Annotated in this window: 23 protein-coding genes and 3 tRNA genes; 9 read left to right on the forward strand and 17 right to left on the reverse strand. The window is 57.8% G+C overall.

The features are described from left to right. Nucleotides 1-105: 105 nt before the first annotated feature. The 8 genes from NH395_RS14360 to rnr all read right to left on the reverse strand — a co-directional run bounded on the left by NH395_RS14360 (nt 106) and on the right by rnr (nt 8,985). The gene (locus NH395_RS14360; protein ID WP_066321721.1) at nt 106-399 is read right to left on the reverse strand and encodes a hypothetical protein; all 294 of its coding nucleotides are present in this window, start codon (nt 397-399) and stop codon (nt 106-108) included. 64 nt (nt 400-463) lie between these two features. Next, entirely contained in the window at nt 464-3,373 is a 2,910-nt protein-coding gene (gene dnaB, locus NH395_RS14365; RefSeq protein WP_253025806.1) for a replicative DNA helicase, read from the reverse strand. Between the two features lie 196 nt (nt 3,374-3,569). Beyond that, nucleotides 3,570-4,016, reverse strand: a complete 447-nt coding sequence (gene rplI, locus NH395_RS14370; RefSeq protein WP_066321718.1) for a 50S ribosomal protein L9 — start codon at nt 4,014-4,016, stop codon at nt 3,570-3,572. A gap of 15 nt (nt 4,017-4,031) precedes the next feature. Then, complete coding sequence (locus tag NH395_RS14375; RefSeq protein WP_253025941.1) at nt 4,032-4,883, reverse strand: hypothetical protein; 852 nt, start codon at nt 4,881-4,883, stop codon at nt 4,032-4,034. Nucleotides 4,884-4,895: 12 nt separating this feature from the next. Further along, on the reverse strand, nt 4,896-5,123 hold the full coding sequence (rpsR, locus tag NH395_RS14380; protein WP_009097135.1) for a 30S ribosomal protein S18: 228 nt from the start codon (nt 5,121-5,123) through the stop codon (nt 4,896-4,898). Nucleotides 5,124-5,159: 36 nt separating this feature from the next. Next, nucleotides 5,160-5,549 (reverse strand): 30S ribosomal protein S6, encoded by a 390-nt coding sequence (gene rpsF / locus NH395_RS14385; protein WP_066321716.1) that lies wholly within the window; start codon nt 5,547-5,549, stop codon nt 5,160-5,162. A gap of 215 nt (nt 5,550-5,764) precedes the next feature. Beyond that, nucleotides 5,765-6,550: a 23S rRNA (guanosine(2251)-2'-O)-methyltransferase RlmB gene (rlmB, locus tag NH395_RS14390; protein WP_253025807.1), complete on the reverse strand. Its 786-nt coding sequence runs from the start codon at nt 6,548-6,550 to the stop codon at nt 5,765-5,767. A 2-nt stretch (nt 6,551-6,552) separates the two neighbouring features. Further along, entirely contained in the window at nt 6,553-8,985 is a 2,433-nt protein-coding gene (rnr, locus tag NH395_RS14395) for a ribonuclease R (RefSeq protein WP_253025808.1), read from the reverse strand. 245 nt (nt 8,986-9,230) lie between these two features. Between rnr and NH395_RS14400 the strand changes: the two genes are divergently transcribed. The 3 genes from NH395_RS14400 (at nt 9,231) to NH395_RS14410 (ending at nt 9,579) form a co-directional block, all read left to right on the forward strand. Then, a tRNA-Leu gene (locus NH395_RS14400) sits at nt 9,231-9,317 on the forward strand. Between the two features lie 55 nt (nt 9,318-9,372). Further along, nucleotides 9,373-9,459: transfer RNA gene (locus tag NH395_RS14405), tRNA-Leu, on the forward strand. Nucleotides 9,460-9,492: 33 nt separating this feature from the next. Further along, nucleotides 9,493-9,579: transfer RNA gene (locus NH395_RS14410), tRNA-Leu, on the forward strand. 40 nt (nt 9,580-9,619) lie between these two features. Here the strand turns inward: NH395_RS14410 and NH395_RS14415 are convergent. Both NH395_RS14415 and NH395_RS14420 read right to left on the reverse strand, forming a co-directional pair. Beyond that, a complete protein-coding gene (locus tag NH395_RS14415) occupies nt 9,620-10,480 on the reverse strand; it encodes a DNA/RNA non-specific endonuclease (RefSeq protein WP_253025809.1) in 861 nt (286 codons plus the stop codon). 52 nt (nt 10,481-10,532) lie between these two features. After that, entirely contained in the window at nt 10,533-10,808 is a 276-nt protein-coding gene (locus NH395_RS14420) for an Lrp/AsnC ligand binding domain-containing protein (RefSeq protein WP_027338179.1), read from the reverse strand. A gap of 309 nt (nt 10,809-11,117) precedes the next feature. Here NH395_RS14420 and NH395_RS14425 point away from each other — a divergent pair, with 309 nt between their 5' ends. After that, nucleotides 11,118-11,432, forward strand: coding sequence for a high-potential iron-sulfur protein (locus NH395_RS14425; protein WP_066321706.1), 315 nt, complete (start codon nt 11,118-11,120; stop codon nt 11,430-11,432). A 57-nt stretch (nt 11,433-11,489) separates the two neighbouring features. On the opposite strand, the gene NH395_RS14430 is transcribed toward NH395_RS14425, so the two are convergent. The 5 genes from NH395_RS14430 to NH395_RS14450 all read right to left on the reverse strand — a co-directional run bounded on the left by NH395_RS14430 (nt 11,490) and on the right by NH395_RS14450 (nt 19,877). After that, on the reverse strand, nt 11,490-13,055 hold the full coding sequence (locus NH395_RS14430; RefSeq protein WP_253025810.1) for a SpoVR family protein: 1,566 nt from the start codon (nt 13,053-13,055) through the stop codon (nt 11,490-11,492). 21 nt (nt 13,056-13,076) lie between these two features. Then, nucleotides 13,077-14,366 (reverse strand): YeaH/YhbH family protein, encoded by a 1,290-nt coding sequence (locus NH395_RS14435; protein ID WP_253025811.1) that lies wholly within the window; start codon nt 14,364-14,366, stop codon nt 13,077-13,079. Between the two features lie 25 nt (nt 14,367-14,391). After that, a complete protein-coding gene (locus NH395_RS14440) occupies nt 14,392-16,314 on the reverse strand; it encodes a PrkA family serine protein kinase (RefSeq protein WP_253025812.1) in 1,923 nt (640 codons plus the stop codon). A gap of 357 nt (nt 16,315-16,671) precedes the next feature. Next, a complete protein-coding gene (locus tag NH395_RS14445; RefSeq protein ID WP_253025813.1) occupies nt 16,672-17,715 on the reverse strand; it encodes a low specificity L-threonine aldolase in 1,044 nt (347 codons plus the stop codon). 140 nt (nt 17,716-17,855) lie between these two features. Beyond that, complete coding sequence (locus NH395_RS14450) at nt 17,856-19,877, reverse strand: NADPH-dependent 2,4-dienoyl-CoA reductase (protein ID WP_253025815.1); 2,022 nt, start codon at nt 19,875-19,877, stop codon at nt 17,856-17,858. 200 nt (nt 19,878-20,077) lie between these two features. On the opposite strand from NH395_RS14450, the gene NH395_RS14455 reads away from it, so the two are divergent. From NH395_RS14455 to NH395_RS14465, 3 genes are all read left to right on the forward strand, one after another. After that, nucleotides 20,078-20,998 carry a DMT family transporter gene (locus tag NH395_RS14455; RefSeq protein ID WP_253025817.1) on the forward strand — a complete coding sequence of 307 codons (921 nt, stop codon included), beginning with the start codon at nt 20,078-20,080 and terminating at the stop codon, nt 20,996-20,998. 108 nt (nt 20,999-21,106) lie between these two features. Next, complete coding sequence (locus tag NH395_RS14460) at nt 21,107-21,427, forward strand: hypothetical protein (protein ID WP_253025819.1); 321 nt, start codon at nt 21,107-21,109, stop codon at nt 21,425-21,427. A gap of 145 nt (nt 21,428-21,572) precedes the next feature. Further along, a complete protein-coding gene (locus NH395_RS14465; protein ID WP_253025821.1) occupies nt 21,573-23,141 on the forward strand; it encodes a bifunctional GNAT family N-acetyltransferase/carbon-nitrogen hydrolase family protein in 1,569 nt (522 codons plus the stop codon). A 219-nt stretch (nt 23,142-23,360) separates the two neighbouring features. Here the strand turns inward: NH395_RS14465 and NH395_RS14470 are convergent, their stop codons facing one another. Both NH395_RS14470 and NH395_RS14475 read right to left on the reverse strand, forming a co-directional pair. Beyond that, nucleotides 23,361-23,660 carry an MGMT family protein gene (locus NH395_RS14470; protein ID WP_085919828.1) on the reverse strand — a complete coding sequence of 100 codons (300 nt, stop codon included), beginning with the start codon at nt 23,658-23,660 and terminating at the stop codon, nt 23,361-23,363. A gap of 15 nt (nt 23,661-23,675) precedes the next feature. After that, nucleotides 23,676-24,539, reverse strand: a complete 864-nt coding sequence (locus tag NH395_RS14475; protein WP_253025823.1) for a LysR substrate-binding domain-containing protein — start codon at nt 24,537-24,539, stop codon at nt 23,676-23,678. A gap of 115 nt (nt 24,540-24,654) precedes the next feature. On the opposite strand from NH395_RS14475, the gene NH395_RS14480 reads away from it, so the two are divergent. Both NH395_RS14480 and NH395_RS14485 read left to right on the forward strand, forming a co-directional pair. Then, nucleotides 24,655-25,827 (forward strand): TauD/TfdA family dioxygenase, encoded by a 1,173-nt coding sequence (locus NH395_RS14480; protein ID WP_253025825.1) that lies wholly within the window; start codon nt 24,655-24,657, stop codon nt 25,825-25,827. Nucleotides 25,828-25,882: 55 nt separating this feature from the next. Next, nucleotides 25,883-26,821 carry an ABC transporter substrate-binding protein gene (locus tag NH395_RS14485; protein ID WP_253025827.1) on the forward strand — a complete coding sequence of 313 codons (939 nt, stop codon included), beginning with the start codon at nt 25,883-25,885 and terminating at the stop codon, nt 26,819-26,821. Nucleotides 26,822-26,833 lie beyond the last annotated feature (12 nt).

Below are 26,833 nucleotides of genomic sequence, written 5' to 3' on the forward strand. Positions count from 1 at the left end.
TATTAGCATCTCAGTCACATAGCATGCCGAAAGATAATGGCATTTTTGTTGCAGTGCTATGTTAGGGCTATGACGCTGATACCCCAGGAGAGTTCCTGGCTCAGACTATTGATATTCCGAGGGGTCAATCGCCTTGCCTAGCGAATTGCGATCGATCCAGTTGCCTGCTTTGGTCTGCTTGTAACGAAACACCACTTTATCCCCTACCTTCACCGGCAACTCCGAGTCTTCGGTCTGGTAGCTGTATTTTTCGCCATCGACCTCGATGTAGTAGCGGTACAGGTCGGGCATGCCCAGCCACTCCTTGAAGGGCCCTTCTCGTTCGAGGGACTGCAACTCCCCGCGCGCTTCCAACTTGGGTAGACGCTGACGATTACCACGTCGAAAACCACCTGCCATGCTGTGCTCCCGTTCTGTTTACTGATTGGCCGGGCATTATACGAACCTGACTCCCGGTCTCAAGTTAATCACCGAAGGCTTCCCCGTAGCTATCCGGTGCCAGATCTTCAAAGCGTGTGTAGCGGCCGATAAAGGCCATGTGTACGGTGCCGATGGGACCGTTACGCTGTTTACCGATAATCAGCTCGGCAATACCCTGATTATCAGGATTATCTGGATTATAGACCTCATCGCGGTAAACGAAGGCGATCACGTCGGCATCCTGTTCGATGGCGCCCGATTCCCTCAGATCCGACATGACCGGACGCTTGTTGGGGCGCTGCTCAAGGGAGCGGTTCAGCTGCGAAAGGGCGACGACCGGACAGTTGAACTCTTTCGCCAACCCCTTCAGTGAACGTGAAATTTCCGAGATCTCGCCGGTGCGGTTTTCGGAAAAACCGCTGATCTGCATCAGTTGCAGATAGTCGATCATGATCATCGCCATATTGCCGTGCTCACGCACGACACGGCGAATACGCGAGCGCATTTCATTGGGCGACAGCGCCGCTGTATCGTCAATAAACAGCTGCTTGTCTTTCAGCAGGTTGACCGCTGAGGTCAGCCGCGGCCAATCCTCGTCTTCCAGTTGCCCGGTACGCACGCGGGTCTGGTCGATACGCCCCAGGGAAGACAGCATCCGCAGCATCAGCGATTCGGCGGGCATCTCCATGGAAAACACCATCACCGGTTTATCGCTGGAAATGACGGCGTGCTCGACCAAATTCATGGCGAAGGTGGTGTTATGAACACAGATATCTTCCGCAACAAAGTTATGCGTATCGTCTACCGTCAAGTCGTAGACCTGCTGCATGCCGAGGGGCTCGATGGCGACAACCTCATCCCAATAAACATCGGATGTCGCTAGATTTTCGAGGTATGCATCCCCCTCTAAGAGACGGGCAAATTCGGCAGCCCGGTGGCGTGATAGGCAGCGCTCACTGCTACCTGACAAATGCGAATTATAACCCACCGGTAAGGGATCACCCGATTGCGCAAACAGCTCACGCCAGGAACGCTCGCCTTTCCTGGCCAGCACATAGCGATTGACCGACTTGGGCAAGCTATCGCGGTTACTGTGCGCGCGTTTTGTATTGATACAGGCACTAAGCGATTCTAATGCCTGCTCTTTGCTATAAATACCAACGTCCTGGATGAAACGTTTTTGGCTTGCCTGGTCAAGTATCTCAAGCTCCCAGGGTGATTGGCGCAGATTGGCATACTGATTCTGCTTCTCACGAATTTTGCTCAAAATACCAAAGCGCAGAAGCAAATGCTGGACATCGCGGATCAGTTCACGGCTTGACGACGCATAGCTGATGCGTCCTTGGCCATTAGCCTGAACAAAAGCGCTGCCATCACAGGCAAAAAGACGGTTAAGAAATAGAGCTAACGACTGTTTAGGTAGCCGAAATATGCAATCTGGCATGCGCTTGTGCAGTGCTTTTTTTGCCCACACACCGTGCGCTTCAAGAAATTGCCTGACAGGGTTTGGCGCATTTTTAGCCACAGCGCTATAGTCAGACTCAGCACTGTCACTCGCCAAGGGCATGTTCAACGTCTCGCAAAGACGCATGTAGGTTGCCTGAGCGGGCACAGAGTTTCCACTACACCAGGCACTAACCGCTGCTTTACTCACGTTTAACAACCCGGCAAGCGCCTCCCCGGTCATGTTCTGCGCCCGAAGCGTCTCTCGCAGTGCTTGTGAAAACCGCTCCCTCAAGGGGTGAAAGCGTGCCGCATCCCGGCTTACCCGCAATGAAGGCGTTCGCTCAGCACCTTTGTCAGCATTTTCAACCAAACGACAAGTGACGCCAGGAAAATGGCTTACCGCTTGGGTAAACTCAGCACGAAGTTCCGGATTATTATTAGTGAACATGGGGCAGGCTTGCGTTGTGCCGCCATCAGCCAACATAAACGCCAACATCTTGACTTGATGCTCAGGCATTGTCTCTTGGCCAAACACCGGTATTTCACGGGGCACCGCAATGCGCTCACCAACGGCTATCTTTTCCAGCGGCTGCCAGCCATCACCGGTTAAAAACGGGTGCGTTAGCGTTGTCGCCACTTCTCTTCCTGTCGCCGTACGAACACGGAAAACGGGCTTTTCGCCATCGTCGACAAACGCCGATGCATGGGATTGCTTCAGCTTGAAATCATCGGTTAGCGTCAGAAGCGGCGCTTGTTGACGTGCCACGAGTTCATCAATCGTAACCAGCGCGCCAGTGTCCGGGTCGACCAGACGCGACCCACTCATCAAGCACTTACCCATCGAGGGCCTTCCGGCGATGATCACCAGGTCGGACGGCTGGAGCCCGGATGTCATTTCATCGAGATCGCGAAAGCCCGACGATAAGCCGGTCATCTGGCCTTTGAGGTTGAAGAGCTCGTCGATGCGGTCGACCGCTTTGGTCAACAGGTCGCTCATGCCGATGGGGCCACCCGTCTTGGGGCGCTCTTCGGCAATCTGGAAGACCAGCCGCTCGGCTTCATTGAGCAACTCATCGGCGGGACGGCCCTGGGGCGCAAAGGCTCCTTCGGCGATCTGATTGGCGGCCCGGATCAGCTTGCGCAGCGTCGCCCGTTCGCGGACGATATCCGCATAGGCGCGAATATTGCTCGCCGAGGGCGTGTTCCTTGCCAGTTCGGCCAGAAACGCCAGCCCGCCCACGGTATCCAACTGGTCGCGATCTTCCAGCGCTTCAGAGAGCGTCACCACGTCCATTGGCTGCCCGGACTCAGCCAGGTGGATCATCACGTTGAACACCAGGCGATGCTCATAGCGATAGAAATCGTCGGCCACCAAGCGGTCGGAAATACCGTCCCAGGCCTGATTATCCAGCATCAGCCCGCCCAGTACTGACTGCTCTGCCTCTAGCGAGTGGGGTGGCAGCTTGAGCGCTGCCGTTTCCTGGTCAGCGGGTGGCTGGTCCTGCATAACGAGCTCCTTTAAACACGACGGCGTCGTCAATAAACGCTATATCTTAGCCGCCGATGATCGCAATCACTACCGTGAGCGTCACGCTCGACTGTCTACAAATACTGACTGTCTCTACAAATACTGACTGTCTACCAATAATAAAGGGCGCGGGGAAATCCCCGCGCCCTTTAGGACGTTGCCGGTCGTACAGTGCTTACTCTGCGACGACGACGACGCGTACAGCGGCATCCACTTCAGCGTGCAAGTGAAGCGCGATGTCGTATTCGCCGGTCTGGCGAATCGGACCCAGCGGCATACGCACTTCGCTTTTGGAAACCTCGATACCGGCAGACGAAATGGCGTCTGCCAGGTCGCGAGGACCAATCGAGCCGAACAGCTTGCCTTCTTCGCCCGCTTTAGAGACCAACGACAGTTCGATGTCGTTGAGCTGTTCAGCGCGTGCTTCGGCTTCTGCCTTGCGCTCGGCCGCTTGGGCTTCGAGCTCAGCACGCTGGGCTTCGAACGCCGCAATATTATCTTTCGTTGCCGGTACTGCCAGGCCGTAAGGCACCAGGTAGTTACGACCATAACCAGGCTTAACAGTGACTTTGTCACCAAGGCCGCCCAGCTTACCAATTTTGTCGAGCAGAATGACTTCCATCTCGTAAACCTCTAGTCAATTGCTGCGGGCAAGGCGTGCGCGAATGTTCGCGAATGTATCTATCAGCCCCAACAGCAGCACAATGAGAATCGTGGGCCAGGTCGTGATCAGCAGCACATAGAACGCTACCAGCCACAGCCCGTTCATCCCCTTTAATCCAACAATACCATGCACTAATGCAATGCCAGCCACTAGCAGTGGTATCCAGGCCAGCATCGCCAACGCGGAGATGCCCAGCACCATGCTGATAACACTCAAGACAATCAGCACGACCAGTTCCTTGGGTGCTAAACGCAGCCCATGAAACTCTTCACGGAAACCACCCGGGTTATAAAGCCCAGCTTGCCAGCTACGCGCCAGTGCCAGACAGGCAACCGCCGCAAGTAGCACGACAAACCCAGTGACACCACCAACGACAAGCGCGGCTAGCTGCTGGGTATCATAGCCCTGATCGGCAAACTCGTTGAGCATCCGGTCAACTTCCTGCGAGCCTTGGCGTAGCTGTTCGAGCATCTGCTCGGTACCCGCCGGTGGGCTGAAGATACCCAGCTGTACCATCACGGCGGCGGCAATCGCGCCGAGAATAAGGGCTTCACTCCAGCGCATGCGCTCACGCAGGACAACGGCCATCAACGTCACCAGCAAGATACTGGCCAGCGGAATCACATCACCCTGCACCCACCACATCCCGGCTGGCAATGCCGCCGCGATGGTAACGGGCAGGGCTTGCGCAAAACCGCGGCGAAGCGTTACCAGTGCGCTGATGGCGGCACCCAGCCAAAACAGCCAGGGCACGAGGGTGGCCAACGCTGCCCCGCCTGCGGCGTAGGGCGTGCCACGCATTAGCCATCGCGCCAGTGCTAGCATCACGTTAAGCGCTTACTGGTGGCTGTCGGAATAGGGCAGCAGCGCCAGGTAGCGCGAACGCTTGATAGCCGTTGCCAGCTGACGCTGGTAGCGGGCCTTGGTGCCGGTAATGCGGCTTGGAACAATTTTGCCGGTTTCGGTGATGTAAGCCTTCAGCGTGTCGAGATCTTTATAGTCGATCTGCTTGACGCCTTCGGCGGTGAAGCGGCAAAACTTACGGCGACGGAAAAAACGTGCCATGGAATAAGCTCCTTAGGTTACGTGGAGTGAATGCAATCAGGCAGATTCGGATTCAGATTCTTCAGCTTCAGCGCGCGGTTTTTCTTCGCGACGCGGACGCTTCTCTTCTGCCGGCTTCATCATCGGCGATGCTTCGGTCACGGCTTCTTTACAGCGCACAACCAGGCTGCGGATGATGGCATCGTTGAAGCGGAAGATGTTCTCGATTTCGTCGAGTGTCTCACCCGTACATTCAACGTTCATCAGCACGTAATGGGCTTTGTGGATCTTGTTGATCGGGTAAGCCAGGTGACGACGGCCCCAATCTTCAAGGCGATGCACAGTGCCGCCGCTTTCGGTCACGAGGCTGGTGTAGCGCTCGACCATGGCGGGGACTTGCTCGCTTTGATCCGGGTGGACCATAAACACGATTTCATAATGACGCATGGGATCTCCTTGCGGTTTGGCAGCTTCTTATGCGCAAGCACTAGGCAACGCGACATAGAAGCAAGGAGTTAACTGAAGTGCCATCGTCCATTGATGATTCAATGGCATTGGCATCAAGCAGAACAACGATTTAATAACCGTACGTAGCAAACGTTCATAAGAACGAGCACCCGTTTGCCAGACAAACGGGCGCATGCATTCTAGTGGTGGTCGGGTTAACTTGCAAGCTGACGCTGGCGTACCGCCTCAAATAAACAGATACCGGCAGCAACGGACACATTCAGACTCGACACCTGCCCGGCCATGGGCAGCTTGGCAAGGTTATCGCACGCCTCGCGGGTCAAACGGCGCATGCCCTTGCCTTCGGCCCCCATGACCAGCGCGGTCGGGCCCGACATGTCGATGTCGTATACGCTGGCGTCGGCCTCACCGGCGGTGCCGGTAATCCACACGCCTGCATCCTTGAGCTTGGCCATCGCCCGGGCCAGGTTAGTGACCTGATACACCGGCACGACCTCGGCGGCGCCACAGGCCACTTTCCGCACGGTTGCGTTCAGGGGCGCCGCCTTGTCTTTCGCGACGATCACCCCGTGGGCCCCGGCGGCGTCGGCACTGCGCAGGCAGGCACCGAAGTTGTGCACATCGGTCACGCCATCCAGCACCAGCAACAAAGGCGGCGTGCTCGACGGCCAGGCGCGAAGCTTGAGCCACAGCGATTCTTCATTTTCAGGAGACAGCGGCGGACAAAAGGCCACCACGCCCTGATGCGCAGCCCCTTGGGTCAGTTGATCCAGCACGACACGCGGGTGCTCTATGATGCGCGCGCCCTGGCCACCCGCCTGGGTCAGCAGTTCGCTCAACCGATTGCCAGCGCCCTGCTGTACCCAGATCTCCCTGGGGGCTTCACCGCGCTCGAGCAGACTCTGCAAGGCGTGAACGCCGTACACCTGGTCGAGGCCATCCGGGGTATTCGGGCGCTTCTGTGAGGCTGACGACTTCATGTTCAGCCCTTGTTCGGTGATGGCTTGCGCGGACCTTTGCGCGTGCGCCGGGGGCCACGACGCGTATCGGGCTTATCCTTGCCGGACTTATCCTGGCCGGGCTTATCCTTGCCGGACCTTTCTTTATCGCCCTTGCCAGACGTCTTGGCCCCTTCGGTGGAGGTTTTTTTGCGCGGCTGGCGACGCGGACGCGGCTTCTCGTCGGCCAAGGCAAAATCGATCTTGCGATCGTCCATGTCCACGCGGGCCACCTGAACACTCAAACCATCACCCAGGCGGTAGGTGGTGCCGGTGCGCTCGCCTTTAAGGCGATGCTTTTCCGCCTCGTAGTGGTAGTAGTCGGACGGCAGCGAGGTGACGTGCACCAGGCCTTCCACGTAGAACGCATCCAGGCGGACGAACAAACCAAACTGAGTGACCGAGGCAATGGTGCCATCGAAGGTTTCGCCCAGTTTGTCGGACATGAACTCGCACTTGAGCCAGCTTTCCACGTCGCGGGTGGCGTCATCGGCGCGGCGCTCGGTCATGGAGCAGTGCTCGCCCAGTTCGAGCATCTGCTCGAAGGTGTACGGGCACCATTTGCTCGGCGGCTCGACCGGGGCACCTTCGACTCTTAGCACGGTATTGGTCTGGCGCGGCCCGCGAATTACTGAGCGGATGGCGCGGTGCACCAGCAGATCCGGATAGCGGCGAATCGGCGAGGTAAAGTGCGCATAGGCCTGATAGGCCAGACCGAAGTGCCCTTCGTTCTGCGGTGAATACACCGCCTGATTCATCGAGCGCAGCATGACGGTCTGGATGATATCGAAGTCTGAACGATCAGTGATCGTCTCACGCAGCGCCTGGTAGTCTTGAGGCGTTGGCATATCACCACCGCCTAGCGAGAGCCCTAGTTCGTTAAGGAAGAGACGCAGCTTATCGAGCCGCTCGGGCGTCGGCCGTTCATGAATACGGTACAGCGCAGGCAAATCATGTTTATCCAGGAAGCGTGCGGTGGCGACGTTGGCCGCCAGCATGCACTCTTCGATCATCTTGTGCGCATCGTTACGGCTGCGCGGCACGATTTTCTCGATCTTGCGCTCATCGTTGAAGATGATCGCCGTTTCGGTGGTGTCGAAGTCGATCGCCCCGCGCTCTTCCCGCGCCTGGCGCAGCAGCGTGTAAAGCTCATGGAGATTTTCCAGCGGCTTGACCAGCCCGGCGTGTTCTTCGCGCAGTGCCTTACCTTCATCGTTGTCCTCCTCGAGCATCGCCGCCACCTTGTTGTAGGTGAGACGTGCATGGGAGTTCATCACCGCTTCGTAGAAACGGTAGCGGCTGATAGCGCCCGTCTTCGAGATATTCATCTCGCAGACCATCACCAGCCGGTCGACGTGCGGATTGAGTGAACACAGCCCGTTGGAAAGCAGCTCCGGCAGCATGGGGACTACCTGACCGGGGAAGTACACCGAGTTGCCCCGCTTGCGCGCTTCATCGTCAAGCGGCGTGCCGGGGCGAACATAGTGGGAAACATCCGCAATCGCCACCAGCAGCTTCCAGCTACCCGACTTGGTTTTCCAGGCGCAGACCGCATCGTCGAAGTCCTTGGCCGACTCGTCATCGATGGTCACCAGCGGTGTGTCACGCAGGTCGACCCGGTGCTGCTTATCGTCTTCAAGCACCTCTGCCGATATACCGCTTGTCTGGTCCAGCACTTCCGGCGGGAATTCAGCCGGAATCTCGTAGCTGCGGATGGCGATATCGATTTCCATACCCGGGTCCATACGCTCGCCGAGCACTTCGATCACCTCACCCACTGGCTGCACCCGGGTTTCAGGTTGCTTGACGATCTTGGCTGAAATGACCTGCCCGTCTTTAGCACCGTTGCAGGCGCTGTGGGGGATAATCACTTCCTGGGTGATGCGCGGATTTTCGGGGATCAGGATGCCGAATTCCGGCGTATTACTGCGGTAAACACCCACAATGGTCTGCGTGTTGCGTGAGATGACATCGGCAATGGTGGCTTCATCGCGACCACGGCGGTCACGGCCGCTGATTCTCACCAGTACATGATCACCATGGAAGACGCGACGCATCTGGCGCGGAGGCAGTACCAAGTCTGGTTTCTTGCCGTCGTCGCGCAATAGAAAACCGAAGCCGTCACGATGGCCAAGCACCTTGCCCTTGATGAGGTCGAGCTTGTTGATCAGCGCATAGGCGCCTCGACGGTCGCGCAGCACCTGGCCGTCGCGTTCCATGGCGGCCAGCCGACGGCGCACGGCTTCATGATGGTCTTCGTCTTCCAGACCCAGCAGCTGACTCATATCTTCGTGGGTAACTGGTTTGCCGTGCTGTTCCAGCGCCGCCAGTAGATATTCACGGCTCGGCGCGGGGTTATCGTATTTATGCGCCTCGCGCTCGGCGTGCGGATCATCATTCAATGTCCAGTACTTCATGCGATCAACATCCTTGCTTGCGTTGGCGGGAGGCGTAAAAAAAGCGCGTGCATTGCATGCCGCGGATGGGGGCTTTCAGCCTTCACTTGGCTGAAAAATTTCATATTTTGTTTGGTCATGCGCGCATTATAGCGCTGTGCGGCCCATCACCCAACCACCTTGGCAACGATTCTCGTATTTCGACGTCAAAAACCGCTGCCTAACGCTTGCATTTAGCCAATACACCGGTATCATACGCGCCACTTGCCCAGATGGCGGAATTGGTAGACGCGCTAGCTTCAGGTGCTAGTGACCGTATGGTCGTGGAGGTTCAAGTCCTCTTCTGGGCACCAATCAAACTTGTGTTATCCCCTTTTCACAAGGTTGATGGTGTAAAAAGTTGTGTTCGCCCAGGTGGCGGAATTGGTAGACGCGCTAGCTTCAGGTGCTAGTGACCGTATGGTCGTGGAGGTTCAAGTCCTCTCCTGGGCACCAATCGAACACAACCCGCAAGTAACAACTTGATGCGCCCAGGTGGCGGAATTGGTAGACGCGCTAGCTTCAGGTGCTAGTGACCGTATGGTCGTGGAGGTTCAAGTCCTCTCCTGGGCACCATCGATAGTGCCCGCATCAGTTGAACTCCTGAGTTACCTACTTACTGATAACGCCCCGGCTTTTTCGCCACTTCTTCCAGTGCCCAGCCGCCAGTGCGGATTTCGCTTTCCAGGACACTTTCCACGTTGTCATTCAGCTCGTGGAAAAAGTCCAGACCGGTACGTGCTTCGATGTCATCAATGCTGACCAGGTAGTCGTCCAGCGGCTCGTTGCCGCGCACATCCTGGGGCATGATAAATGCAAGCGCCAGCGGTGCTTCATCGTGGGGTGCCACGATGATCTTGTAGAACGCCTCGGGCACTTCGACCAGGCCCACGCGATTGAAGACGTTATCCATAAAGCGTTCAGGAAAGATGGGGCCGGTAATGATTTGCAGGCGATCGAAACGCGGCGCGAAATGGTCCATGACGGCTTCTTCCAAACGCTGCCAGAGCTGGCGATTCAGATTGGGCCGTTGCGGGGTCATGTTGCTCATGTAGAAGGTATCGAGCTGTGCACTGCGCCCGTGAACGGCGGCGATGGCATAGTTGGGGGCCAGGTGGCCGCGATCGTAGCCGCTGCCGGAATAGCTGTCAGTGCCCACCGGCCATAATGTCCGCCAGTCGGGACGAAAGTCCGGACGCGACCCGATGCGCGTATCGTCCACGGCGGCGACCTGATAACTGACCCAGAGCGGGTTGACGCGAACGTCCGACCAGCCCACCAGAAAACCATCGTTGCGCAGCACCCGGTGGAAGGACGTAAAGCTCAGCGCCTCCCAGGTCGGCACGCCCTGCCAGGTGTACATATCTTGATGCTGACGCTCCTGGTACTGCCAGAGCACGCTGCCCAGCACCACAAACAGCACGAGAATCCCTATTCGTCTGGCCTGCCGACGCCAACCCAAGCGTAACTTACCCAATCCCACAACTCCCCTGACCCGCTAGATCCAGCCCTTGATCAGACAGGGCGCGTTACCAACCCAGTGAAAACATGGTTTCCAGATCGTGGCGCGAGTGCACCTGCATGGCGTTGAGCGTTTCCGTGTCGCTGATGCCTTCAACGGCATTGAGTCGTTCGGTGACCAGGTCGGCCAGGCTCTCGAAGTCGCGAGTACGTGCGATAGCCACCAGATCGTAGCGGCCGCAGGTCGAATACACCTCGCTGATACCGTCGACATCCGCCAAGCGCTCAGCGACGGCCTTGACCTGACCTTTCTCGGTATTGATTAGGATGACTGCGTTTTGCATCGCGCCCTCATGAACTGTCGGTGTTGGATATGGTCTGATAGTGGCAGGAGTATAACAGGGCCCTGGCAGCGGGCGTAGTGGCGCAAAAGTAGTGGCGCAAAAACAGTGAGGCTCAAAATAGCGACGCTAACAATAGTCGCTCTCTCAGCGTGACTGATTGTCGCTGCACCGTTCAGGGTATTCGCACTCCACGACGAGTTTCGCTAGCATGCCAATATGCGCCTATTACATTAGGCGCTGTATAATAAATAGCAACGTCGATAACAGACACCGTGACAATACGTCAGTCAATGACGACTAGGAGCAACCATGGCTAACCAAAGCCGACGTGCCTTCATGCGATCCAGCATGCTCAGCCTGGCTGCCCTGCCGCTGGGTGCGGGTATCCTGTCCAAAACCGCCTTTGCGCAAACGCTGCCGCGCCTGGACCCTTCGGCAAGCAATGCTCAGGCATTGAACTACGTGGAAGACGCAGCGGATGCCAGCGATCACCCGGCCTATGAAGAGGGGCAGCGGTGCGACAACTGCATGTTCTACTCCGCCGACAACCAAGGCTGCCAGCTTTTCCCGGAAAACAGCGTCGAGCCCGGAGGCTGGTGCCAGTCCTGGGTCGCACAAGGTTAACAACCAAAATGGCAGAGACGTCATACGCCTCTGCCATCATCCCCTCTTGAGTTTATGTCACTCTTCGCTTTGAGTGTTTTCTTCCACCGGCCACCGATAACGACGCGTGACGCGCCCTTCTTCCATTGAAATCAAGTGGACGGGGAAACCCCATAGCTTCTGCAAGTGCCGAATCACCGGATATACGCTACGTGCCAGTGGGCGGCGGCTGTCTTGCACATGGTGCAGAGTGAGTGAACGATCCCCCCGAATGGCCGCTTCCACGACCTGAATATTGGGCTCGCGCACCGATAGGGCGTATTGCGTTGCCAGCGCATCGCGTACTCGCCGGTAGCCCTGTTCGTTGTGAATGGCGGCCACCTCCAGCATTTCTTCCTGATCATCGTCGACCACCAGAAACAGCTTGTGATCGCGCATGACCTTGGGCGACAAAAACTGCTGGATAAAGGATTCATCCTTGAAGTTGCGCATCGCGAATTCGACCGCTTCCCGCCAGGGCGAACCCGCCATATCCGGAAACCACTGGCGATCCTCGTCGGTGGGCGCTTCGCAGATGCGTTTGATATCCATGAAAATGGCAAAGCCCAGGGCATAGGGGTTGATGCCGTTGTAGTAAGGGCTATCAAACGCTGGCTGGTTGATCACCGCTGCATGGGACTGTAAAAACTCGAGCATGAGGCCTTCATCGACATTGCCATCGTCGTAAAGGCGATTCATCAAGGTATAGTGCCAGAAGCACGCCCAGCCCTCGTTCATTACCTGGGTTTGCCGTTGGGGATAAAAATACTGCGCCAGTTTACGCACGATACGCACGATTTCGCGCTGCCATGGGGCCAGTAGCGGCGCGTTCTTCTCGACAAAGTAGAGCAGGTTTTCCTGGGGCTCGGGAGGATATCGGCCGCCACTATGCAGCCCAAGCGGGTCATCTTCTTCCGGCGATAAACTGCCGGGCAACGACTCGCCGCCTTCCGGGCTGTCGGGGATCGTGCGCCACAGCAGGTTCACCTGGGTTTGCAGGTAGGCCTCACGTTCGTCCTGGCGTTTGGCTTCTTCTTCCGCCGAAATCGGCGACGGCCGCTTGTAACGGTCCACCCCGTAGTTTTGCAGCGCATGGCAGGCATCCAACAGCTGCTCGACCGCCTGAACGCCATGGCGCTCCTCGCACTTTGCGATGTAGTGGCGAGCGAACACCAGATAATCGACGATGGACTCCGCGTCGGTCCAGGTGCGAAACAGGTAATTGCCTTTGAAGAAAGAATTATGCCCGTAACAGGCATGGGCCATGACCAGCACCTGCATCATCAGGGTGTTTTCTTCCATCAGGTAGGCGATGCAGGGATTGGAGTTGATGACCAACTCGTAGGCCAGTCCCATCTGGCCACGCTTGTAGGCCTGCTCGACGGCGAGGAACTGCTTGCCGAACGACCAGTGGTGGTAGCCTACCGGCATGCCGACGCTGGCGTAGGCATCCATCATCTGCTCGGTGGTGATCACTTCAATCTGGTTGGGATAGGTGTCCAGCCGGTATTCGTCGGCAAGCCGAGCCAGCTCGGCATCAAAACGCTCAAGGATGCTGAAGTTCCAATCGGAACCGGTCGCAATCGGCTTGTGGGTGGCTTTCATGGCGCACTCCTCAACGGGCGGTCAGTGCTGCTGACTCAAGCGACGCTTGAACAATTCACGGAAGACGGGGTAGATATCCCCGGCGTCGATAATCTGGCGCATGGCAAACTGCTCGGGAAAGCGAGCGGCCACGGTCTCGTATTCCTGCCATAGCGACTGATGGTCATGGGGAGTGATTTCCACATAGGCATAGTACTGGAGCTGCGGCATCAGCTGCTTGATCAGCAAGTCGCGGCACACGTTTGAATCATCATCCCAGTTGTCGCCGTCGGAAGCCTGGGCAACATACAGGTTCCACTGCTCCGGCGGGTATCGCTTGTCGATGATCTTCTTTACCAGGGTGAGCGCACTGGACACGATGGTGCCGCCGGTTTCACGCGAGTAGAAAAACTCCTCTTCGCTGACTTCCCGGGCGGCGGTGTGGTGGCGGACAAAGACGAGCTCGACTTTCTCGTAATGCTTTTCCAGAAACAGATACAACAGCAGGAAAAACCGCTTGGCGATGTCCTTGTGGTTCTGGGTCATCGAACCGGAAACATCCATGACGCAGAACATTACCGCCTGACTTGAGGGCTGTGGCTGGGCAGCCAGCTGGTGATAACGCAGGTCGTAGGTATCGATAAACGGCACCGCTTCAATGCGTTTTTCCAGGCGCTCGATCTCGGCCTTCAGTTCAGAAATTCGCGCCGGATTGCGCAGCACCGGGTCTTTACGTTCCTCGGCCTCAAGTGCCTGCTGAGCCTCTCGCAGGGCGCGCTTGATGGGGGCGCGCATGGCGATACGCCGGGCATAGGCTTCACGCATCGAGCGGGTAATGCTGATGCGCGCAGGCACCCCGTCCCGCGCCAGGCCGGCGCGCACCATCTTGATTTCCTGCAGCGACTTGAGCGGTTTGCGCTGAAGGTGAGGCAGCTCCAGTCCATCAAAGACAAATTCCAGAAACTCTTCGCGGCTCAGGGTAAAGGCAAATTCATCGGTGCCTTCTCCCTGATTGGAAGCGCTGCCTTCACCAGCGCCGCTGCCGCCGCCCTGCCCGGGTGGGCGTTGAATTTTATCCCCCGCCAGAAACTCCTTGTTGCCGGGGGAGACAATTTCGCGCGCCCCGCCCGGTCCGTGCTGAAACACCGGCTCGGAAATATCCTTGGTGGGGATCGACACCTTCTCGCCCCGCTCCATGTCGGTAATCGAGCGACGGTTGACGGCCTCTTCCACGGAGCGCTTGATATGCTTGCGGTAACGCTCCAAAAAGCGCTGCCGATTCACCGCGCTCTTGTGCTTGGCATTGGGCCTGCGATCGATGAAGTAGGTCATGTGACCTCCTTTTTAAGCGCATCCGCTACTGGGACTTGCGTACGCGCAGGTACCACTCGGAGAGTAGCCGCACTTGTTTTTCGGTGTAGCCACGATCCACCATCCGCGCAACGAAATCCTCGTGCTTCTTCTGGTCCGACTTGGACGCTTTGGCATTGAAGGAAATCACCGGCAGCAGCTCTTCGGTATTGGCGAACATCTTGTGTTCGATCACGCCTTTGAGCTTTTCATACGACTGCCAGCTGGGGTTCATGCCGTTGTTTTGCGCCCGCGCGCGCAGGACAAAGTTGACCACTTCGTGGCGGAAGTCCTTGGGGTTGGAGATCCCCGCGGGCTTCTCGATTTTTTCCAGCTCCTCGTTGAGTGACTGGCGGTTGAGCAGCTCACCGGTTTCGGGGTCACGGTACTCCTGGTCCTGGATCCAGAAGTCCGCGTAGGTGACATAGCGGTCAAAAATGTTCTGCCCGTACTCGCTGTAGGACTCGAGGTAAGCGGTCTGGATTTCCTTGCCGATAAACTCGACGTAGCGCGGGGCCAGAAACTCCTTGATGAAGCCAATGTAGCGTTCGAATACTTCCGACGGTAACTGCTCGCGCTCGAGTGCCTGTTCCAACACGTAGAGCAAATGCACGGGGTTAGCCGCCGTTTCCGTGCCATCAAAGTTGAACACCTTGGAGAGAATCTTGAAGGCAAAGCGGGTTGATAGCCCCTGCATGCCCTCATCCACTCCGGCGGCGTCGCGGTATTCCTGGATCGACTTGGCACGCGGGTCGGTATCCTTGAGATTCTCGCCGTCGTAGACGCGCATCTTCGAGTAGATACTCGAGTTTTCGGGCACTTTCAGCCGCGAAAGCACGGAGAATTGCGCCAGCATGCGCAACGTATCCGGTGCGCAGGGCGCAGCGCTGAGCGATGAGTCTTCAAGCAGCTTCTGATAAATCTTGATTTCTTCGGTTACCCGCAGGCAGTAAGGCACCTTGACGATATACACCCGGTCGAGAAACGCCTCGTTGTTGCGGTTATTGCGAAACGCCTGCCACTCGGATTCGTTGGAGTGGGCCAGTATCACGCCGTCAAAGGGAATCGCCCCCATGCCTTCGGTGGGGTTGTAGTTGCCTTCCTGGGTGGCCGTGAGCAAGGGGTGCAGCACCTTGATGGGTGCCTTGAACATCTCGACGAACTCCATCAACCCCTGGTTGGCACGGCACAACCCACCCGAGAAGCTGTAGGCGTCCGGGTCGTCCTGGGAATAGAGCTCCAACTGACGAATATCGACCTTGCCGACCAGGGACGAAATGTCCTGGTTGTTCTCATCGCCGGGCTCGGTTTTGGAAATAGCAATCTGGTTAAGCCGTGACGGGTACAAACGCACGACCCGGAACTGGGAGATATCGCCGCCATATTCTTTCAAGCGCTTGGCCGCCCAGGGCGACATGACACTTTTGAGGTAGCGTTGAGGAATCCCGTACTCTTTTTCGAGCAACTCGCCGTCTTCTTCAGGCGAGAACAGGCCAAGGGGTGACTCATAAACCGGCGAGCCTTTAATGGCATAGAAGGGAATCCGTTCCATCAACAGCTTGAGACGCTCCGCCAGCGACGATTTACCGCCGCCCACCGGCCCCAGCAGGTACAGAATCTGTTTGCGCTCTTCTAGCCCCTGGGACGCATGACGGAAGTACGACACGATCTGCTCGATGGCTTCTTCCATGCCGTGGAACTCGGCGAACGCGGGGTAGCGCCGGATGACTTTATTGGAAAAAATTCGCGAGAGACGCGAGTCCTTGGCCGTGTCGATGACCTCAGGCTCGCCAATGGCTTCCAGCATGCGCTCGGCCGCACTGGCATAGGCCTTGGGGTCGCGGCGACATAGCGCCAGGTACTCCTCAAGGCTCATGTCTTCTTGCTGAACGCGGGCAAAACGGTCTTGAACGTGATCAAAGATGCTCATGGAACTCTCCTGTAGCCCATCCCCAGGCAATCACCGCCAGACAGTCAACATCGATGCGATGCGCCAAACGAGGTGTCGCTTATCAGCATAGTCAGCATTAGCAAAATGTGATGACTCAAACTTCAACGCTAACGCTTTCATTCTATGAGCGTAGAGTAGGGAGATTAGTTGCGTTGACAGACCCAACGCAAAACGCCGCCTGGAAGGCGGCGCTAGAGACTAAAAAACGGTCCGAATAACCCTCGGCGGGGGCGCTGTGAACCCATCCATGGGCGCTACATTCGCCACCCATGGCGAATAACCCCCGCTACGGGTTAGTTCAGACCTAACTCAGCATAAAACCTCTTAATGTGCATGCTATTCGAGCACTTCCTGGATATCGGTCAGCAGCTGGTCGAGTAATTCAACGGTGGTGTTCCAGGCGCAGACAAATCGCGCACCGCCAGCGCCAATGAAGGTATAAAAGGTCCAGCCTCTGGCTTTCAACGCTTCGATGGCCCGGGGCGGCAATTCAACGAAGACGCTGTTGGCCTGGGTCGGAAACATCAGCGACACGCCGGGTAAGGCTTGCAGGCCATCGGACAGATAGCGCGCCATGGCGTTGGCGTGCTGGGCGTTGGTCAACCAGGCACCGCTTTCCAGCAACCCAAGCCAGGGCGCAGAGACAAAGCGCATTTTAGACGCCAGCTGGCCTGCCTGCTTGCAGCGATAGGAGAAATCTTCGGCCAGCTCCCGGTTGAAAAACAGAATCGCCTCACCAAACGCCAAGCCGTTTTTGGTACCCGAGAAGCACAGCGCGTCGACGCCTACCTGCCAGGTCAACTCGGCCGGGGTGGCATCCAGGCTGGCACAGGCGTTGGCAAAGCGGGCGCCGTCCATATGCAGGCGCAGGTCGTACTTGTCCGCCATGGCGCGGATGGCCAGCAGCTCCTCTCTGGAATAGACGGTGCCGACTTCGGTGGCCTGGGTCAGCGAAATGACCTTGGGCTTGGGATAGTGGATATCGCTGCGCTTGGTGACCAGCGCTTCGATGCCTTCCGGGGTCAATTTGCCGTTGGCACCCGGCGACGTCAGCAGTTTGGCGCCGTTGGAGAAGAACTCAGGGCCGCCGCACTCGTCGGTTTCAATGTGGGCCAGCTCATGGCAGATCACACTGTGGTAGCTACGCCCCATGGCGGAGAGAGCCAGTGAATTGGCAGCGGTGCCGTTGAAGACGAAAAACACGTCGCAATCGAAGTCGAACATATCGCGAAAACGATCGGCGGCCCGGGCTGTCCAGCGGTCATTGCCGTAAGCGAGGTCATCGGCTTGGTTGGCTTGCAGCAGATATTCCATGGCTTCCGGGCAAATACCGGAGGTGTTATCACTGGCCAAAAATCGTGGGGTACACTCCGAGGTCATGGCGATAATCCTTATGGCGAGTCCTTGTGGGCAATCCTTTTCGTCTAACGGTCTGGCGGCGTGAGCTGGGTGCCACCCACACCGTTTGGACTCGTTAGACTTAATAACTAGGTTACACCCAGTCTATCGCCATTTCAGTGCTATAAGGAAGCGGCCAGACGGGTGCCCTGGTCAATGGCGCGCTTGGCGTCCAGCTCAGCGGCTTCATCGGCGCCGCCAATCACATGCACGCGGCGGCCTTTCTGCTCCAGCGGCGCGATCAGGTCCCGCACCGATTCCTGACCTGCGCAGACCACGATGGAAGCCACGTCGAGCACCTGATCCCGCCCTTCTTGGCGGATATGTAGACCGTCGTCGTCGATCTTGAGGTACTCACAGCCGGTGAGGGTTTTGACGCCGCGCTGTTTGAGCGATGCGCGATGTACCCAGCCCGTCGTCTTGCCCAGGTATTTACCCGGCTTGGAGGTTTTACGCTGCAGCATGACGATCTCCCTTGGCGACGCAGGCGGTGCGGGCGCTTTCAAACCGCCCCGCGCCGCCATCGAAAGGTCCACGCCCCATTCCTCACACCATGCGGCCAGATCCAGTGTCGGGTGCCCCTGATGGGCCAGCAACTCAGAGACATCAAAGCCGATACCCCCCGCGCCTATCACCGCCACCGTGGGCCCAACGCGCTCAGGGTGTTCAATCGCTTCAGCATAGCTCAGCACCTTGGGATGATCGGCACCGGGTAGCGTCAGTTCACGGGGCATGACGCCGGTGGCAATCACCACCTCATCGAAGTCCGCCAGGGATTCGACGGTGGCATCAGTGTTCAGGCGGACCTCCACGGCGTGTTTATCCAGCATCACGCGGTAGTAGCGCAGCGTTTCGTTGAACTCTTCTTTGCCGGGGATCTTGCGGGCGTAGTTGAACTGCCCGCCGAGTTCGCCACGACGCTCAAACAGTACGACGGTATGGCCGCGGCGAGCCGCTTCCACGGCTGTCGCAAGGCCCGCCGGGCCGCCGCCGACCACCGCGACGCGCTTCACCTTGCGGGCAGGCTCAAGCGTCAATTCGGTTTCATGGCAGGCGCGAGGGTTGACCAGGCAGGAGGTGAGCTTGCCCGCAAAGGTGTGATCCAGGCAGGCCTGATTGCAGGCGATACAGGTGTTGATTTCGTCGGCCAGCCCCGCTTCGGCCTTGCGTACCCATTCCGGGTCGGCGAGAAACGGCCGCGCCATCGAGACCATGTCGGCATGCCCTTCGGCCAGAACCTGCTCTGCCACCTCCGGCATGTTGATACGATTGGTGGTGATCAGCGGGATCGACAGGGCCGCTTTCATGCGCTTGGTCACTTCGCTGAACGCCGCTCGGGGGACGCTGGTGACAATGGTCGGTACCCGGGCTTCGTGCCAGCCAATGCCGGTATTGATCACATCGGCACCGGCCGCCTGAATGGCTTTCCCCAGGGCAACGACTTCTTCCCAGGTGCTGCCCTCCTCCACCAGGTCGATCATCGACAGGCGAAAGATGACCAAAAATGAATCGCCGACAGCGGCACGGATGCGTTTGACGATTTCGACGGGAAAGCGAACCCGACGTTCGAAATCACCGCCCCATTCGTCGTCGCGCTGATTGGTCCGCTGACAGATAAACTGGTTGATCAGATAGCCTTCGGAGCCCATCACCTCAACGCCATCGTAGCCCGCCTGCTGAGCGAGATTCGCACAGTGCACGTAGTCGGCAATTTGCTGCTCGACCTCATCGCTGGTTAGCGCGCGCGGTGTAAAAGGGTTGATCGGTGCCTGAATGGCCGACGGTGCCACCAGCTCAGGCGAGTAAGCATAGCGGCCGGCATGCAGAATCTGCATACATAGATGCCCACCCTCGGCGTGAACGGCGTCGACGACCTGGCGATGTTCTGCCAATTGCGATGCCTCGGTCAGCGCGTTGGCGCCCTGGAATACCGCCCCCTCCGCATTGGGGGCAATACCGCCTGTTACGATCAGACCCACCCCGGCCCTTGTCCTCTCTGCATAAAACGCAGCCAGCCGCTCAAAGCCGTTGGGCGCTTCTTCCAGATTAGTGTGCATGGAGCCCATCAACACCCGATTTGGCAGCGTTAAATGCCCCAGTGTGATCGGACGGAAAAGATGCGGATAGGCAGGCGCACGAGTCATCACGGTTCTCCAGAGGGTTATTCGATGATTATTCAAACAAGCGTATGACATCCTGCCCGCCACGTACAGTCCCCCGTTCTGATGACAAGCACTGATGACAAGTCCAAGCGACAGGTTCTTGTGAAAGGGCCTTGCTCACTCAGCAAAAGGGCGTCACATTACTCGGCTAACGATAAGGGACTGTTTCCAGGGAATGTGCTATGCCATTGATGTATTTTTTAGCCCCGCTGACCACTGTGCTGATCTGGTCGGGGAACATGACCATCAATCAGTTGACCGTCGGGGCCATCGCACCGAGTAGCATCGCGTTCTTGCGCTGGCTGCTGGCACTGCTGGTGATGACGCCTTTTGTACTGCCTGCCGCCATACGCCACCGCGATGAAATCCGCCGCCACTGGCCCAAACTGGCTTTGCTGGGGCTGCTTGGCATGGGCCTGTGGCAAGGCTTGGCCTATGTCGCCGCGGAAACCACCAGCGCCACCAACATGGGCATACTGGCAGCAATGGTGCCGCTCCTGACCGTGCTGTTGAGTGCGTTGATTTTACGCGAGCCGCCCACCCGTGGTGGTGTGGCGGGTGGGATCCTGGCGTTTATCGGCGTGACCGTTCTGCTGGGTCGTGGCAACCCGCTTTCCCTGCTACAGCTGGAAGTCGCCTATGGCGACGCCCTGATGGTGGTGGCGGCTACCTGCTATGCGCTTTACGGCGTCATGCTCAAGCGCTGGGCGATGAAGTTGCCGCCCTGGGTCATGCTTTACGCCCAGGTATGCTTTGCCGTGCTGCTACTGCTGCCGCCTTATCTAATGGGGCCGATGACGCCGGTGGACAGCCAGAACATAGGGCTCATCCTCTATGCAGGCATCCCGGCATCAATCATTACCACCTTTTTATGGATGCGTGCCGTCCGCCAAATTGGCGCCAGCCAGGCGAGTATTTTCATCAACCTGATGCCGCTGTTCAGCGCCCTCATCGCCATGGCGTTTCTGGGCGAGCAAGTGGCGGGCTTCCACTTTATCGGTGGTCTGCTGATATTGGCGGGCGTCATCATGGCGCAAACGTTGACCCAGCCCTTGGCCCAAGCCTTTAAGAGAGAAGGTGCTGCCATGCGTAAACGCAGCTAATGAAATTCATACTTGTAAAAAAAAATATCTCCACTAAACTTGTACACACATTCATTGAAACAACACCTTTGAATGATAAAGCACTCAACCAGATCATAAGGATTTGCCATGAAAAATGTAATTAGGACAGTCGCGCTGGTAGGTACATTTGGCTTGATGTCAGGGATGGCATTTGCCGAACATCATGAAGACATGAAGGATCATGAATTGAACGAAGCGGAAGCAAGCGTCGATTCCGCCAATGATCCTTCTGACGGTCAGTCCGAACCAGATGCGATGATATCTGATGATGCGGTAGTAGAAGACGAGAACATCACGGAGAGTGCCAACGATCCGGACGATGGTACGACAGAGCCTGAGGGACAGTTGGAAGACGGTGAAGTCGCTGAAGACAACGGTGTCGACTCTGCAAATGATCCCGAAGACTGATCATCCACTCTTGTCACCTTGTAAAAGCCCCGGCATCTAGCCGGGGTTTTTCGTTAGCGCCGAGTGACAAGGGTAGAGCCATTGTCACAGTTTATCGATCGAGAGTGTTATCATGACACGATAGTTTTCACACAAAGGGTAATGCATGTCCCTAGAAGAACTGCACCTTAATCTCCGCAACCTGACGAGCGATGACTATGAACAGCTGAAGTCATTGATGGATGCGGTGTATCACGACATCGGGGGTGCCTGGCCGAAGCTTACGATCGATAAACTGATCCAGGAGTTTCCTGATGGCCAGATCGCTATCGAGGACGATGGGGTCCTGGTTGGTGTAGCGCTGACCGTTCAGGTGGATTACGACGAGTTCTCCAACCCGCACAAGTATGACGACCTGATCGGCCATCGCGAGATCATCCGTAATGATCAGGATGGCGACGCCATGTACGGCCTGGATGTGCTGATTCATCCCGACTACCGGGGTTACCGCCTGGGTCGCCGCCTTTACGAGGCGCGCAAGGAGCTGTGCCGTTCGCATAACCTGCGCGCCATTCTGGCGGGTGGGCGAATTCCCGAATACCATCAGCATTCCGATGAACTGTCCCCGGCCCAGTACATCGATAAAGTATCGCGTAAGGAGATTTACGACCCCATTCTCTCGTTCCAGTTGGCCAACGACTTCCAGGTCAAGCGCCTGCTGCGCAAGTACCTACCCGAAGACGAGCAGTCCAGGGGCTACGCCACGCTGCTTGAGTGGAACAACATCCTCTTCGAACCCGCAGAAAGCGTGCTGGACACCCGCCCGACCCAGGTGCGGGTAGGGGCAGTGCAGTGGCAGATGCGCGAGTTCTCTTCCGTCGAAGCCGCCCTACAGCAGATCGAGTACTTTGTGGACGCACTGTCGGATTACCAAAGTGACTTTGCCGTCTTTCCGGAGCTGTTCAACGCGCCGCTGATGGGGCTGCAGGACCGTGAAGCCCAGCAGGACCAGATGGGCGCGATTCGCTTTCTGGCGGGCTTTACCGAGCGCTTTGTCGCCGAGCTGTCGCGGATGGCGGTGTCCTACAACATCAATATCATCGGTGGCTCGATGATCGAGGCGGGCGAGGATGACCGGCTTTATAACGTCACCTACCTGCTGCACCGCGATGGCAGCATCGAGAAGCAGTCGAAGCTGCATATCACCCCCCAGGAGCGCCGCGACTGGGTCATCGAAGGCGGCGACGACCTGCAGGTGTTCGATACCGACGCGGGCCGCGTGGGCATACTGATCTGCTACGACGTTGAGTTCCCTGAACTGGGCCGCCTGCTTGCCGATCAGGATATGGACATTCTGTTCGTGCCTTTCTGGACCGACACCAAGAACGGTTATCTGCGGGTGCGCCATTGCGCCCAGGCGCGCGCCATCGAAAACGAGTGCTACGTGGTGCTGTGCGGCAGCGTGGGTAACCTGCCGTCGATCGAGAACCTGGATATCCAGTACGCACAGTCGGCGGTGTTCTCGCCATCCGACTTCGCCTTCCCCCATGACGCGGTGCTGGCGGAAACCACGCCCAATACCGAGATGATCTTCTTCTCGGACCTGGACCTGACCCGCCTGACCGTGGTGCGCGCCGAAGGCTCGGTAACCAACCTGAAAGACCGCCGCAAGGATCTCTTCGACCTGCGCTGGCGCGACTGGTCCTGGAAGTCAGGCGCCAACCTCGACGACTAGCAACCGCTCCTAAAATAGCCACAAAACCGACAACGCCGCCTTTATCAGGCGGCGTTGTTATTGGCTTTCTAATAAAGCCGTGAGATGACATCTGAACCGGCATGGAACAACCCTACGCGGGGGCGCTGTGAACCCGTCCATGGGCGCTACTTTCGCCATCCATGGCGAAAAACCCCCGCTACGAGTTGTTCCATGCCTCATCACCTATACCAGCTTCTGTCAGTCAGGCCAGACAAGGTGCGCAGGGACGCGCCCCTTGGCATCAAACGCCACACCTTCATCGCGCAGTTTTTGATGCTGGCGGGCTGCGCCGCCGTGGTCGGCAAGCTTCAACGACGCGGCAATGACCCGGTGCCAGGGCAACTGGTGACCGTCCGGCAAGTGGCGCATTGCAGAACCCACCATGCGCGGGGTCGCGCCTTCGGTCATTGCCGCAATCCGCCCGTAGGTCGTCACCCGCCCCGCCGGTATCTGATCGACAATGGTATAGATCTGTTCGAGTAGTTCGGGCCGGGGCATCGTTTTACTCTCCTTCTAAATCGCGTTTATCAACCACTGCCATACCGTTTCAGCGTCTTCGCTAACGATACGACGGCTCGGCCTTACCAGCCAGAAACGCTCATCGCTTGGCACGCTTAGTGAAAATGGGGCCACGAGATCATCGCGCTGCTCGAGCAGGCGACGATGCGTCAGCGCAACACCGCCTCCCTGGCTTGCCAGCGCCAGTGTCATGACCTGATTATCGCAGGTCAACGCATGGCATTGTGCCTCCAGATGCGACACCCCCGCCGTCTGTAACCAGCCGGGCCAGCCGACCCCAAAGCCCACGGCGTGGAGCAGGGTGTGCCCGGCCAAGGCTTCCGGTGAGGTCAGCGTTTTGGCAACCTGCGGAGAGCACACCGGCAATAGCTGCTCATCACCCAGCGGCCACATCTCGACACCACTCCATTCCCCACGCCCGTAGCGAATTTCAATATCCGCCCCTTCTGGGCCAAAGTCATCGGGCCAGATAGCGCTGACCAGGCGCAGGGAGAGTTGGGCGTGCTGACGATGCAGTTGAATAAGCCGGGGCGCCAGCCACGACTGCTGAATGACCGGCGTCGCGCGCAACGTGACCGGCTGTTCACTGGTCATGCCGAAAACCTCGGACGTCCCTTCGCTAATACGCGCAAAGGCATCGTGAATGCTGGGTAACCAGGCCTGCCCGGCGGGGCTCAGGGTAAGACTGCGGGCATGGCGAACGAAAAGCTTCTGCCCCAGACGGTCTTCCAGCAGCCGGATACGTTGACTGATCGCTGCCTGGGTCACCCCAAGCTCATTGCCTGCGGCGGTAAAGCTGAGCGTTCGAGCAGCGGCTTCAAAGGCTTGTAGCCATAGTAGTGGCGGCAACGAGTTCATGAAAAAGCTACCTATAAGCTGAGTGAGGTCTTAGGGGCCAGATTAATCGTTTGTCACTGCCATTGCGACTGCGCATCCTAGATGGGCGTTATTTAGTCAATGCCGGGAGGAAGTGATGAACAGTGCCGTTTTCGCTGAAGAGCAATACCAAGCGCCCCAAATGGGTGAATTAGCCCCCTATCAGGACGGCCCATCACTGACTGAGGCGGTGCCTACCGATGAAGGCATTCGCCTCACGTGGCAGGATGGCCAGCACACCACGCTACCGCTGCTGTGGCTGCGCGACCATTGCGCCTGCCCCGCCTGTCGGCACCCGCAAACCCACGAGCGGTTGTACCTGCCGCTTGAGGATATCAGTGAAACGCCGACCATCGAACTTGCCGGAGGCCATCTTTACCTGACCTGGCAGGATGGCCACGAAAGTGCCTTCCACAGCGGCTGGCTTTACCAGCGCCGTCCGGAAACCGAGATCCCCACGGCCGTTCCATCGTTGGCCCCCTGGCGGGATCAGTTCACCCCCGAGCGCATTCGTCATGCCGATTTCCTGACGCCCGAGGGCGAAAAAGCCTGGCTGACGGCCATGTTGCGCGACGGTTTGGCGCTGATCACCGAAGGCCCGCTGGTTGAGGAAGAAGTCAGCCGCCTGGCGGAGCGTATCGGACCCCAGCGTGCCACCAACTTTGGTTCGCGCTTTGATGTTCGCTCAAAGCCCAACCCCAACAATGCTGCCTATACTGCCGTCGGCCTGCCGCTGCACATCGACCTGCCCAACTGGCGTCAGCCGCCGGATATTCAACTGCTCTACTGCCTGCAGAACGAGGCGAATGGCGGCCAATCGCTGTTTGCCGACGGCGCCCGGGTGGTCGATGCATTACGCCAGCAGGACCCGGAAGCCCTGAAGATTCTGAGCGAAACCGCCATCGATTTTCGCTTTCAGGATGACACGCACGATATCTCGGTACGCGAGCCGGTCATCAAGCTCGACGCTGACGGTAACCTCATCGAAATCCGCCTAAACAACTGGATTCGCGACACGCTGCACCTGCCGGCGCCCAAGATGGCCGCCTGGTACCGCGCCTACCGCGTTCTGTGGCAGCTGTTTCACAGCGAAGCGCACCAGATCGAGTTCACCTTATTACCTGGCCAGATGGTGGCGTTCGACAACCGCCGCGTCCTTCATGGACGGCGTGAATTCGACCCCAACAGCGGCGCACGTCACTTGCAGGGCACCTATCTAGACCGTGACATGCTCGCTTCCAAGCTGCGCGTCCTCGCACGTAGTTCATGAGAAGCGCATAACGAGCGAATGCATTGATAATAAACCAAGCAAGGAGATCGATCGTATGACACACCTGAAACCTCTCGCCTCAGGCATTGCCTTTGCCAGCGTAGCGTTGTTTGCCTCGGCAGCCCACGCCGATGACGAAACCCTCGACTTTGGCGTACCCGCCTGGCCGGGCATTACCGTCAAGACCGCCATCGCCGAACAGTTGCTCAACCCGCTAGGCTACGAAACCACCACTCAGGAAATCGGCCTGCAGGTGATTTACCAGGGGATTGAAAGCGGCGACATCGATACCTTCCTGGGTGCCTGGCTGCCTGCCCAGCGCGAGATGTTCAACCCGCGCAAGGAATCGGGCGTACTGGTCGATGTGGCCAACAACGTCGATGGCGCGCAAATGACGCTGGCCGTGCCCGAATACCTCTATGAAGACGGCCTGCAAAGCTTTGCCGATCTTGACGACTACCGTGACCAACTGGATGGCAAGATTCATGGCTTTGGTGCCGGTTCGGCGGCCAGCGAAATCCTCAATAACGCCATTGATAACGACATCTGGGGACTCGGCGACTGGCAATTGGTCGACACCAGCGAAGTCGCGATGCTTTCCGCCGCGAGTGACTCGATCTCTCGCGAAGAACCCATTGTGTGGGTTGGCTGGACGCCTCACTGGATGAACCTTGAGTTGCCGATGCGCTATCTCGACGACGAGAAAGACCTGTTCGGCGAGAACAATGGTGAAAGCGAAGTGCTCACCCTGATGCGTTCTGGCTACGCCGACGCCAACCCCAATGTCGTGACGTTCTTTGAACAGTTCACCTTCAGCGCCGAAGAACAAAGCTGGATGATCCAGCAGTTCGGCCAGGAAGAGCGTGAACTGGACAGTGTCGCCGAGCAGTGGATCAACGAAAACGCCGAGCGGGTGGAAGCCATGCTCGCCGACGTGACCACCACCGACGGCGACCCCGCCTGGCCGGTTATTGAAGCTCAGCTCAACGAGTAACGCTCACCGGTA

The organism is Halomonas sp. Mc5H-6 (genome assembly GCF_024124705.1).
In the GTDB taxonomy this organism is placed as follows: domain Bacteria; phylum Pseudomonadota; class Gammaproteobacteria; order Pseudomonadales; family Halomonadaceae; genus Vreelandella; species Vreelandella subterranea.